The following is an 11,093-nucleotide window of genomic DNA, read 5'->3' on the forward strand; positions in this document are numbered from 1 at the left end:
GCCGCCCGGGCGCCGTCGTGCCGCTCGTCCCACGGGTCGGACGGTGTCAGCGGGGCAGCCACCGCGGCCGGGTGCTCGGCGGCAGCAGCGCTCCCGCCGTCCACGGAGGACGCCCCGGCGGGGCGACGACCGTGACGGGCCCGGCCGGCGACGGCAGCTCGACCAACCATGGCCCGGGATCGATCGGGGGTCCCGGCCGCTCGTCCCCGGGGCGGGCGTCCAGCAGCCAGTGGGCCGTCGCGGCGAGCGAGAGGTCCGCGCACCAGCCGCCGCCCTCGGTGCGCTGGCGGCCGAGCAGCCCCAGGACGGCGGCTGCGGCCAGGTGGCCGGTCGCGTGGTCGAGCGCCTGCACCGGCAGCGCGCCCGGCACGTCGCCCTCGCCGTATGCCGTCGCGATGCCGGTCGCCGCCTGGACCAGCGAGTCGAAGCCCCGGCGGCTCCCCCACGGGCCGCGCGTGCCCCACGCCGACAGCCGGGCCACGACGAGGTGCGGGTGCCGCTCGGCCAGTGACCCGGGATCGAGGCCGTGGCCGTCGAGCGCCCCCGGCCGGTAGCCCTGGACGACGACGTCGGCTCCGGCGACCAGTTCCTCCACCCGGGTGCGGTCGTGCCGGTCGGCCAGGTCGAGCAGCACGTGCCGCTTCCCCGCGCCGGTGTCGCGCAGCAGACCGAGGTCGTCGGGCGCCTGCGGGGAGTCGACCCGCAGGACGTCGGCTCCGTGCGCCGCGAGCGCCCGGGTGGCCACCGGGCCGGCGATGACCCGCGTCAGGTCGAGCACGCGCATCCCGCGCAGCGCGACGCAGCGCCCCGGATGCTCGGCGACGTGGGTCACCGCGACGAGGGGCTGCTCGCGCACCGCCGCCGCCTGGGGGTGCGCCGCCCAGACGGCTTCGCTGCGGACGGCCGCCGCCGCCCCACCTGCCTCGACCACCGCCGTCTCCAGCTCCTCGGCACGCCACCGGAGCGCGGCGGACGCCACGTCCTCACCCAGCACCGCCGTCGCGGCAGCGCGGTGCTGCGGGTAGTTGCCGTGGAGCCGGACCCAGCCGTCGGCGGTCCGCCAGAAGCGGGACAGCGGGGCGAACCCGCCGCCGGCTGGTTTCCCGTGAAACCTCACGTGCCGTTCGCCGGCGAAGGATGCGGCCACGTGCCCCGCGTCGAGGTGGAGCGGTCGTTCCGCCACCTCGCCGACGTCACGGGCGGCGAGCAGCTGCGCGGCGACCGCACCGATCGCGAGCCCCGGGACGTCCAGGCGGCCGGCCAGCCCCGTGCGTGCGCGCACCAGTGGAACGCCGACGTCCCATGCGGCGCCGATCGCCGTCCCCACCTCGTCGACCAGCCGGGCCGCGCCCGGCGGGAGGGTCACCCGGGCCCACCGGGCCCGCGGGACGGCGCCCCACCCGCTGGTGGTGCCAGCGGGATACCGAGCGCGATCGTCAGCTCCAGCACCGTCTGCGGGTCCTCCAGGCCGCGCCCGTAGAGCTGACGTAGCTGCGTCATCCGGTAGCGGACCGTCTGCGGGTGCACGAACAGCGCCGCGGCGACCTGGTCGCGCCGGCCGTGGTGCAGCAGCCAGCAGCGCAGCGTCTCGGTGAGCTTCTCCCGGGCGGCCTCGCCCACCGCCTCCAGCGGGGCCAGGACCCGGGCCCGCAGATCCGCCAGCGCCTCCTCGTCGGCGCGCAGCAGCAGCTCGGCCAGCCGGGCATCGGTGTCCAGGGGTCCGTCCTCCGCCCCGGCCATGCCCAGCCGCAGGGCACGCACCGCGCGGCCGTAGGACGCCTGCGCGCTCCACCACGGGCGCGCCGGCCCGACCACGGCCCGGCGGCCCGCCAGGCCGCGCAGCAGGGCGCCGCGTCGGGCGCCGTCGGCGTCCGGCACGAGCAGCACCGCGGTCTCCCCGGCCGGGTCCAGCCCGGGCAGGTCCTCGGCCGCGACGAGGGTGCGCGGATCGAGGGAGACCATCGCGCCGCGGACCCGCCCCTCGGGGAGCAGCGCGACGGTCAGCGTGCGCGGCGGCGTCCAGTCGGCCCGCTGCGCCAGCTCGGTGAGCTCCGTGTGCGGACTGCCGGTCAGCAGCCCGCGCGCCAGCCGCTCGAGCAGGCGCTGGCGCGCGCGCCCGCTGGAGGCCAGCTCGTCGGCGTGCCCGGCGACGCTCGCCGCGGAGAGCCGGTCGATGTAGGCGAACACCAGCTCGGCGAACCGGGCGAGCGACTCGGGGTCCATTCCCGTGCGGACGGCGGTGGCGCTCATGTCCCGCCATGACACCCGCGCACCCACCCGGTAGGCGGCCAGCAGCGCGTCCATCGAGCGGCCGCTGCGCGCCTCACCGCGGCCCAGGGCGTACGCGGCCTCGACGACCGGGCCCCCGGGGGTGCCGGCGTCCACGTTGCCCCCGGCGGCGGCGACCTGCAGGAAGCCCCGCAACGCCATCTCGACGGCGGCGGAGATCTTGCGACCCATCGGGCCGGCGAACGCGTCCGCGTAGCTGGGGACGCCCACGATGATCTCCTCCACCGCCCGCTCGGCGACAGCCGTCAGCTCGGCGCGCATCGCCTCCGCGACGGTCTCCGGGAACGGTGCCGGGTCCGGGGACATCGGGTCTCCTTTGTTCAGCCGGAACAGAAGCTACCGCTGGATTCACATCCGGAGCACAGGTATCTGGTGCTCGGACTGGGAAAGCTGAGTACATGACAGCAACCGCCCCTCGCCCCGCTGCGGCTCGCCCGCCGACGCGGAGCGCGCTGCGCGACCGGGTGTTCAGGCTCGCCGAGCTGGTGACCACCCCGCTGCTGCCGGTCGACTACCTCGACCTGTTCGACCCGCTCCGCTCGGGTGCGGCTCTGCGCGGTCGGATCGAGGCCGTGCAGCGGGAGACCCGGGACGCGGCGAGCATCGTGATCCGCCCCGGCCGCGACTGGCTGCCGCACACGCCCGGCCAGTACGTCCGCATCGGCGTCGACATCGACGGGGTCCGCCAGTGGCGCGCCTACTCGATCACCTCGGTCCTCGGCCGGGCCGACGGCTGCTTCACCATCACGGTGAAGGCCATCCCCGACGGCAAGGTCAGCAACTACCTGGTGCACCGCGTGCAGCCGGGCACGATCGTCCAGCTCGACCAGGCCACCGGGGAGTTCTGCCTGCCCGAGCAGGTGCCGGCCAAGGCGCTGTTCGTCACCGCCGGGTCCGGCATCACGCCGGTCATGGGCATCCTGCGCAACCACGCCGACTCCCTGGCCGACACCGTGCTGGTCCACTCGGCGCCCACCGCCGACGACGTCGTCTTCGGCGACGAGCTGCGGCAGATGGCCGCCGAGGGCCGGATCCGGCTCATCGAGCAGCACACCGACAGCGCCGGCATGCTCGACGCGCGGTCGATCGCCGAACTGGTGCCCGACCTGCACGAGCGCGCCACCTGGGCCTGCGGCCCCGTCGGCATGCTGGAGGCGCTGGAGGAGCACTGGGCCTCGGTCGGCATCGCCGACCGGCTCTACACCGAGCGCTTCCGCCCGCGGATCGCCGTCACCGGCGAGGGCGGCACCGTCACCTTCACCAGGAACGGCGCGAGCGTCGAGGCCGACGGCGCGACCCCCATCCTCGACGCCGCCGAGGAGGCCGGCGTCCTCATGCCGAGCGGCTGCCGGATGGGCATCTGCTACGGCTGCGTGCTCCCCCTGCGCGAGGGCGCGGTCCGCGACCTGCGCAACGGGGAGATCACCACCGCGGAGGACGTCGGCGACGGCGTTCTCGTCCAGACCTGCATCAGCGCCCCCGCCGGCGCCTGCGCCATCGACCACTGATCCAGCCGAACCGAGGAGCCGGACACATGACCGTTCTGCAGAAGAAGCCCGAGAACCCGATCGCCCACCTGACCGCCGAGGACATCGAGCTCATCGGCAAGGAGCTCGACACCATCCGGCAGGAGGTGCGCGACAGCCTCGGCGAGGACGACGCGAAGTACATCCGCACGGTCATCGACGTGCAGCGCAAGCTCGAGCTGGGCAGCCGCGCCGTGTTGCTGTTCTCCAAGTTCCCCCCGGCGTGGGTGCTCGGCACCGCCGGCCTCTCGATCGCCAAGATCCTCGAGAACATGGAGATCGGGCACAACATCCTGCACGGCCAGTGGGACTGGATGCGCGACCCGAAGATCCACTCCACGACGTGGGAGTGGGACATGGCCAGCCCGGCCGCGCAGTGGAAGCACTCGCACAACGAGCTGCACCACACGTACACGAACGTCGTCGGCAAGGACAACGACCTCGGCTACGGCATCATGCGCGTCGACGAGGACCAGAAGTGGCACCCGTTGTACCTGGCGCAGCCGCTGTGGAACTTCATCAACGCCTGCTTCTTCGAGTACGGGATCGCCGCGTACGACCTGGAGCTGGGCAAGAACCTGGCAACCAAGAAGCGGCGCAACGACCCGAAGTTCCGGGCTGCCGCCAAGCAGGTGCTGAAGAAGATCCGCAACCAGGCCGCCAAGGACTACGTCGTCCACCCGCTGCTGTCGGGCCCGTCGTTCCTGCCGACGCTGGCCGCGAACTTCACCGCCAACGTCGTGCGGAACCTGTGGTCGCACTCGGTCATCATGTGCGGCCACTTCCCCGAGGGCGTCGAAACCTTCGAGAAGACCTCGATCGAGGGGGAGACCCGCGGCGAGTGGTACCTCCGCCAGATGCTGGGCTCGGCGAACATCTCCGGCAGCAAGGCCATGCACATCATGACCGGGAACCTGTCGCACCAGGTGGAGCACCACCTGTTCCCCGACCTCCCGAGCAACCGGTACGCCGAGATCGCCCCGCGGGTGAAGGAGATCTTCGACCGCTACGACCTGACCTACCACTCCGCCCCGCTGTACAAGCAGGTCGCGAGCGCGTGGCACAAGGTCATCCGGCTCTCGCTGCCCAACGGCTGGCTCGCCGAGACGACGCCGAAGAACGCCCCGGCGCAGCTGGCCAAGCTGTACAAGATGACCACCGGCGGGCCCAAGGTCCGCCGCGAGCTGATGCGCGCCGCCGCCTGAGAAAGGACCCCGCCCACCTCACCCTTCGCTCGCTCAGGGTGGGCCTCGGGGCAGGGCCGTGAACGGGAGAGGCCCAGGACCGTCGTGGTCCTGGGCCTCTCGCGTGCAACGCCCCCCGGCGCTCAGGGCATCAGCCCTGGCCGGGGAAGTTCAGCGACCACAGCAACGTCGGGTCGCTGATCGGCACCTCCCACACCGGGCCGTCGAGATCGGGGTCGACGACCTCCCCGCGGCCGAGGAATGCCGCGACCTGCCCCTGGGCCTGCATCGCGGCCACCGGGAACCGCGCGACGTCCAGCAGGAAGCCGTGCGGGTTGAGCGCGGCGGTGGTGGCCTCGTCGTTGCGGAAGAGGCTCGTCCGCGACCACAGGTCACCGGCGTCGACCAGCGTGTAGGACGTCGGGTTCGGCACCGTCTGGTCACCGAACGCGACCTGGACCAGCACCCGGTCGTGCCGGATCAGCGGCGCGAACGTCTCCGGGCTGCCGGGTCGGGTCAGCCACGTCGCCTTGGCCAGGTAGTCCTGGATGGCCAGGGCACCGGGCGCGGTCGCGGTCACCGGGCCCTCACCGCGCAGCGGCAGCTGCTCCTCGAAGAACCAGCGGCTGGCGTCGGGGCTGTTGGGCGCCAGACCCGCGGCCTGGAGCGCCTGGAAGGTGAGCGGCCGGAAGGCCGGCGAGAGGCGCGAGATCTCGCTGATCGGGCCCCCGGGCACGTTGAGCACCGAGCGGGCAATCGCCCGGTCGGCGCCGGCGAGCATGGTGCCGTAGATGCCACCGAAGCTCTGCCCGAAGTAGGTGACCCGCGCGCCGGACAGGTCGCCGCGCCGGTCGCCGTCGACGTCCGTTCCGCCCAGCGAGCGGACCAGCGTCATGATGTCGGCCGCGGTCTGGCGGAGCGCGTCCCGGGACGAGACCGCACCGGCCGCGCCCGTGGCCGAGGAGCCCTCGGTGCTGCCGAAGAGCCCGTCACCGTCCTGGTCGACGCCCCGGCCGTAGCTCGGGAACGTCCGGGTCTCGCCCGCTGCCGTGGTGATCTGCCAGGTGCTCTCCGGGCCGTACCCGTGCCCGACCACGTTGGTCCCGATGGTCGCGATGCCGCTGCGGGCGTTGGTGAGGGCGGCGAGGAACACGCTGGTCGTCGAGCCGGTGAAGCCGTGCCCGAAGACTGCGGTAGGCCAGCCGCCGTCCGGCGCGGGGCCGGGCGGGAGGACGGCGACGAAGGGCAGGCGGTCGGCCTCGACCGGCGCCGGACCGTCGTCCCGGGTCGGCGTCTGGGTGATGGTGCCGTCGGGGGTGAGCCAGGACGGTGCCTGGTAGGAACCGAACACCAGCGTGCTGCCGGCGGGCAGGAGGTTGATCGGCTGGACGCTCGGCCCGGCCGGGGTGCCCCCCGGCGTGCCGGGAGCCGGCCGGTCGGGGACGAAGGTGACCGTCGAGCCCGTCACCGGGACGACGCCGTCGATCTCCAGCCCGGGGCGCGCGATCCCGAGCTCGCGCAGCGCGCGGTTCGACTGGATCTGCCGGTTCAGGTCGAGCAGTCCGTCGGTGGCGCTCAGCGTCGTGAAGGTCTCGGTGGTGGCCGAGTTCGCCGGCCCGGCCTGCACGTCGATGCGGTACGTGGTGCCCGGTGCGAGCTGCTCCACGGGGTGGGCGTACAGCGTGTTGGTGGCCGGGTCCCAGACGACGCGGTCGACGCCGGTGCGCCACCCGCCGCGCTCCTGCCGCACGGTGATCCGCTCGGCGACCTGGGCCGGGTCGACCGGGGCGCTGAAGCGGACGGCGATGCGCGGGTCGAGGTCGAAGCCGTCGAGCTGGTTGAGCCGCTCGACGAGACCGCAGGTGACGACGGTGCCGCAGTTCTCCGTCGGCAGGGCGACCCGCAGGCCGGTGAGCTGCTGCCGGTCGGGAACGGTCAGGTCGTTCGTGGGGAAGACCGATACCGGCTGGGCCGGTGCGGGGGCGGCGAGCGCGGGGGAGGCGGTGGCCGTGACGGTCACCGCCGCAGCCAGGGCGCTGATGACCGACGCGGTCGTCCGGCGCCAGGGATGTGAGGACAACGGGTCTCCTATGCCTGAGGGGACCTCTTCCTAACCCACTGGTGACACGGGCCACAATGGTTGCCGGCTGCATCGGTGCAGACCGTGGCGCTGCGCTGCGCGGATGGGTTCGTGCACGGTGCTCGCAGCCCATCACGGGGGCTACCAGCACGGATTGCCGAGCACGACCGGACCCCGTGCCCCCCAGATGCCGCGGGGCCCGGGACCGACCGGTCCCGGGCCCCGCCCAGCCGTACAGCCGGGCGGCTCAGTTCGCCATGTCCACGAAGCGGCTGTAGTGGCCCTGGAAGGCGACCGTGACGTTGGCGGTCGGGCCGTTGCGGTGCTTGACCAGCATGATGTCGGCCTCGCCGGCCCGCGGGGACTCCTTCTCGTACATGTCCTCGCGGTGGATCATCATCACCATGTCGGCGTCCTGCTCGATCGAGCCGGACTCGCGGAGGTCCGAGAGCATCGGCTTCTTGTCCTGGCGCTGCTCCGACCCACGGTTCAGCTGCGACATCGCGATCACCGGGACCTCGAGCTCCTTGGCCAGCAGCTTGAGCGCACGGGAGAACTCCGAGACCTCCTGCTGGCGGCTCTCGACGCGCTTGCCCGACGTCATCAGCTGCAGGTAGTCGATGACCACGAGCTTGAGGTCGTTGCGCTGCTTGAGCCGCCGCGCCTTCGCCCGGATCTCCATCATCGTCATGTTCGGCGAGTCGTCGATGTAGAGCGGGGCGTCGGCGACCTCCCCCATCCGGCGCGCGAGCTTGGCCCAGTCCTCGTCGGAGAGGGAGCCGGCGCGCATGTGGTGCAGCGGCACCTTCGCCTCCGCCGACAGCAGACGCATGGTGATCTCGTGCTTGCTCATCTCCAGCGAGAAGATGACCGCGGGCAGCCCGTGCTTCACCGTCGCCGACCGGGCGATGTCCAGCCCCAGGGTCGACTTGCCCACGCCGGGACGGGCCGCGATGACGACCATCTGGCCCGCCTGCAGGCCGTTGGTCAGCTCGTCGAGGTCGCGGATGCCCGTGGGCACACCGCGGGCCGTGCCGCCGCGGGAGGCGATGGCGTCCAGCTCGTCCATCGTCGGCTGGAGGACGTCCTCGAGGCGCGAGTAGTCCTCGCTCATGCGTTTCTCGGTGACGTCGTAGATCTCCTGCTGGGCCCGGTCGACGATGTCGTCGACGTCGCCCTTCCCACCGGCTGCGCCGTAGCCCAGCTGGACGACCCGGGTACCGGCCTCCACCAGCCGTCGCAGCACCGCCTGCTCGGCGACGATCGCGGCGTAGTAGCCGGCGTTGGCCGCCGTCGGCGTGGACTGGATGAGCGTGTGCAGGTAGACCGCGCCGCCCATCTTCGACAGCTGGTCGGTGCGGTTGAGCTCCGCGGCCACGGTGATCGCGTCGGCCGGCTCACCCCGCCCGTACAGGTCGAGGATGCAGTCGAAGATCACCTGGTGCGCCGGCCGGTAGAAGTCGTTGCCGTGCAGCACCTCCACGACGTCTGCGATCGCGTCCTTGCTCAGCAGCATGCCGCCGAGCACCGACTGCTCCGCCGCGACGTCCTGCGGCGGCTGCCGGTCGTACGCCGGCGCTGTCGCGGACGGTCGGCTGAACTCGTCGGCCACCGCCACGGGGGTACCTCCATCTCCTTGCGGGCGCGCCCGCATCACCACCACGCGCAGGGGAAGTACGCGAGCTCGGCGGACGGCGCCATGCCGAACACGTGTTCGGCTCCTGCCTACCGGAGGGGACTGACAGTCACGTCCGCTCGGTGGCCGGAGAGGACGTTAGGAAGCAGCGCGGACCACGTCCACCACCGGTGTGCACACCGATCTGCACAACTTGTGGACAAGTCGGTGGACGGACGCATGTCGACATGTGGAGGAGTACGGGGACAGCCGCTCCGCGCCGGCGGTCATCCGCCAGCTGACCTGCAGGGACGCTGCCCACCGGGTGTGGACGGAGAAAACCCAGGAAGAAAATCCGAGGTGTCGTACCAGGAGCCACACCGGTGCACCGGTCCCCTCCGCGAGGTCGGCCGGCCACCTTCCGGACGTGGCGTCGTGACCGGCCGGCCACCTCGTGGACGGCGCGCGATGACCGCCCCAGCGCCCCCGTGGCGGGCTCCGGCTGATCCCCGCCCCCCGGGCACCCTGCCCCGGTCGGACGGCGCGAGAGCGGTCCTCAGGGCACCCGGCGGGCCGGCCACGCCGAGCAGGGGGGTCCGGCAGGGGCACGGCGGAGGCGTCAGGGGACCAGGCCCCGCAGACGCCACGAGGGGCGCCGGACCTGCGTCCGACGCCCCTCGTGGGCGGTGCCTTCGTCCGATGGCTCACCCCGAGCGAGCACGGGGAGAGCGTGGACGGGGCGCCCCTCTGCCCGGTCCCGTCGCGAGCGGCGGGCGGCAGAGGGGCCTCGATCAGCTGGCGACGACCTCGATGGTCAGCTGAGCGTTGACCTCCGGGTGCACCCGCACGGTGACGGTGTGCTGGCCCGTGGTCTTGATGCTGCTGGGCAGCTCGATCCGGCGACGGTCGAGCTCCGGGCCACCGGCGGCGGTCACGGCAGCGGCGACGTCGGCGGTGGTGACCCGGCCGAACAGCCGGCCACCGTCACCGGCGCGCGCCGGCACCTGGACGGTCAGCCCGGACAGGCGACCGGCCACGGCCTGCGCCTCCTCGAGCGACCGGACGTCGCGGGTGGCACGCGCCCGGCGCAGCGACTCGACCTGCTTCTCCGCACCCCGGGTGGCGACGATGGCCAGCCCGCGGGGCAGGAGGTAGTTGCGGCCGTAGCCGCCCTTGACCTCGACGGTGTCGCCGGAGGACCCGAGACCGGTGACCTCCTGCGTGAGGATCAGCTTCATCGTGCTCATGATCAGCGCGCCGTCGAGGTGTAGGGCAGCAGGGCCATCTCACGGCTGTTCTTCACGGCCGTGGCGACGTCCCGCTGGTGCTGGCTGCAGTTGCCGCTGACGCGGCGGGCACGGATCTTGCCGCGGTCGGAGATGAACTTCCGCAGCAGGGTCGTGTCCTTGTAGTCGATGTAGGTCGCCTTGTCCTTGCAGAACTGGCAGACCTTCTTCTTGGGCTTGCGAACAGGGGGCTTGGGCACTGATATCTCCAGTGAGGGAAGTGCGTGGGTGACCTGGGGTGGCCCTCCTGCAGGGGCCCACGCCGAGCGGAGCGAGGCGTGGGGGGCAGGAGGGTCCTCTTAGAAGGGCGGCTCGTCCGACGGCCCGGCGGGCGTCGACCACGGGTCGCTCGCCCCGCCGCCACCGCCGAAACCACCACCGCCGCCACCGCCGCCGCCGCTGAAGCCGCCGCCGCCCTCACCGCGCGAGGCGCGGGTGACCTTGGCGGTGGCGTAGCGCAGGGAGGGGCCGATCTCGTCGACCTCGAGTTCGACGACGGTGCGCTTCTCGCCTTCCTTCGTCTCGAACGAGCGCTGCTTGAGGCGACCGCTGACGATGACCCGCGATCCACGGGTCAGCGACTCGGCCACGTTCTCCGCGGCCTGCCGCCACACGTTGCAGCGGAGGAACAGCGCCTCGCCGTCCTTCCACTCCTGCGACTGGCGGTCGAAGGTCCGCGGCGTCGAGGCCACGGTGAAGTTGGCGACGGCAGCGCCCGACGGCGTGAAGCGCAGCTCCGGATCGGCGGTGAGGTTGCCGATGACGGTGATGACGGTCTCGCCGGCCATGGTCAGTGGACCTCGGGCCGCATCAGCTTCGTGCGCAGGACCGACTCGTTGAGGTTCAGCTGCCGGTCGAGCTCGGCCACCGCGGCCGGCTCGGCCTGGATGTCCACGACCGCGTAGATGCCCTCGACGTGCTTCTTGATCTCGTAGGCCATGCGGCGACGGCCCCAGATCTCGGTCTTGACGGTGCCACCGGAGTTGGTGACGACGGTCAGGAACCGGTCGAGCGAGGGAGCGATCGTGCGCTCCTCCAGGTCGGGGTCGAGAATGACCATCAGTTCGTAGTGACGCACGGAGAACCCCACCTCCTCTGGTCTTCGCGGCTGCA

10 protein-coding genes are annotated in these 11,093 nt (G+C 72.6%); 2 read left to right on the forward strand and 8 right to left on the reverse strand.

Going from position 1 to position 11,093, the window contains the following annotated elements; translation table 11 throughout:
* Positions 1-46: 46 nt before the first annotated feature.
* Entirely contained in the window at positions 47-1,366 is a 1,320-nt protein-coding gene (locus ACI79Q_RS13630) for a CoA transferase (protein ID WP_456600252.1), read from the reverse strand.
* Positions 1,363-2,595 carry a PucR family transcriptional regulator gene (locus ACI79Q_RS13635; RefSeq protein WP_456600251.1) on the reverse strand — a complete coding sequence of 411 codons (1,233 nt, stop codon included), beginning with the start codon at positions 2,593-2,595 and terminating at the stop codon, positions 1,363-1,365. Before ACI79Q_RS13635 ends, ACI79Q_RS13630 begins: the two co-directional genes overlap by 4 nt.
* A gap of 92 nt (positions 2,596-2,687) precedes the next feature.
* Here ACI79Q_RS13635 and ACI79Q_RS13640 point away from each other — a divergent pair, with 92 nt between their 5' ends.
* Positions 2,688-3,797 carry a ferredoxin reductase gene (locus ACI79Q_RS13640; protein ID WP_456595989.1) on the forward strand — a complete coding sequence of 370 codons (1,110 nt, stop codon included), beginning with the start codon at positions 2,688-2,690 and terminating at the stop codon, positions 3,795-3,797.
* 26 nt (positions 3,798-3,823) lie between these two features.
* Positions 3,824-5,020, forward strand: coding sequence for a fatty acid desaturase family protein (locus ACI79Q_RS13645; RefSeq protein WP_456589621.1), 1,197 nt, complete (start codon positions 3,824-3,826; stop codon positions 5,018-5,020).
* A 130-nt stretch (positions 5,021-5,150) separates the two neighbouring features.
* Here the strand turns inward: ACI79Q_RS13645 and ACI79Q_RS13650 are convergent, their stop codons facing one another.
* The 6 genes from ACI79Q_RS13650 to rpsF all read right to left on the reverse strand — a co-directional run bounded on the left by ACI79Q_RS13650 (position 5,151) and on the right by rpsF (position 11,058).
* A complete protein-coding gene (locus tag ACI79Q_RS13650) occupies positions 5,151-7,079 on the reverse strand; it encodes an Ig-like domain-containing protein (RefSeq protein ID WP_456614846.1) in 1,929 nt (642 codons plus the stop codon).
* 247 nt (positions 7,080-7,326) lie between these two features.
* Positions 7,327-8,697 carry a replicative DNA helicase gene (gene dnaB, locus ACI79Q_RS13655; RefSeq protein WP_456589619.1) on the reverse strand — a complete coding sequence of 457 codons (1,371 nt, stop codon included), beginning with the start codon at positions 8,695-8,697 and terminating at the stop codon, positions 7,327-7,329.
* Positions 8,698-9,485: 788 nt separating this feature from the next.
* Positions 9,486-9,932 (reverse strand): 50S ribosomal protein L9, encoded by a 447-nt coding sequence (gene rplI, locus ACI79Q_RS13660; protein ID WP_456589618.1) that lies wholly within the window; start codon positions 9,930-9,932, stop codon positions 9,486-9,488.
* Between the two features lie 11 nt (positions 9,933-9,943).
* Positions 9,944-10,180: a 30S ribosomal protein S18 gene (gene rpsR, locus ACI79Q_RS13665; RefSeq protein ID WP_073422051.1), complete on the reverse strand. Its 237-nt coding sequence runs from the start codon at positions 10,178-10,180 to the stop codon at positions 9,944-9,946.
* A gap of 99 nt (positions 10,181-10,279) precedes the next feature.
* Positions 10,280-10,768 (reverse strand): single-stranded DNA-binding protein, encoded by a 489-nt coding sequence (locus ACI79Q_RS13670; RefSeq protein ID WP_456589617.1) that lies wholly within the window; start codon positions 10,766-10,768, stop codon positions 10,280-10,282.
* Positions 10,769-10,770: 2 nt separating this feature from the next.
* Positions 10,771-11,058, reverse strand: coding sequence for a 30S ribosomal protein S6 (rpsF, locus tag ACI79Q_RS13675; RefSeq protein WP_236826531.1), 288 nt, complete (start codon positions 11,056-11,058; stop codon positions 10,771-10,773).
* Positions 11,059-11,093 lie beyond the last annotated feature (35 nt).

The sequence above is a fragment of the Blastococcus sp. SYSU DS0828 genome (assembly GCF_054050975.1).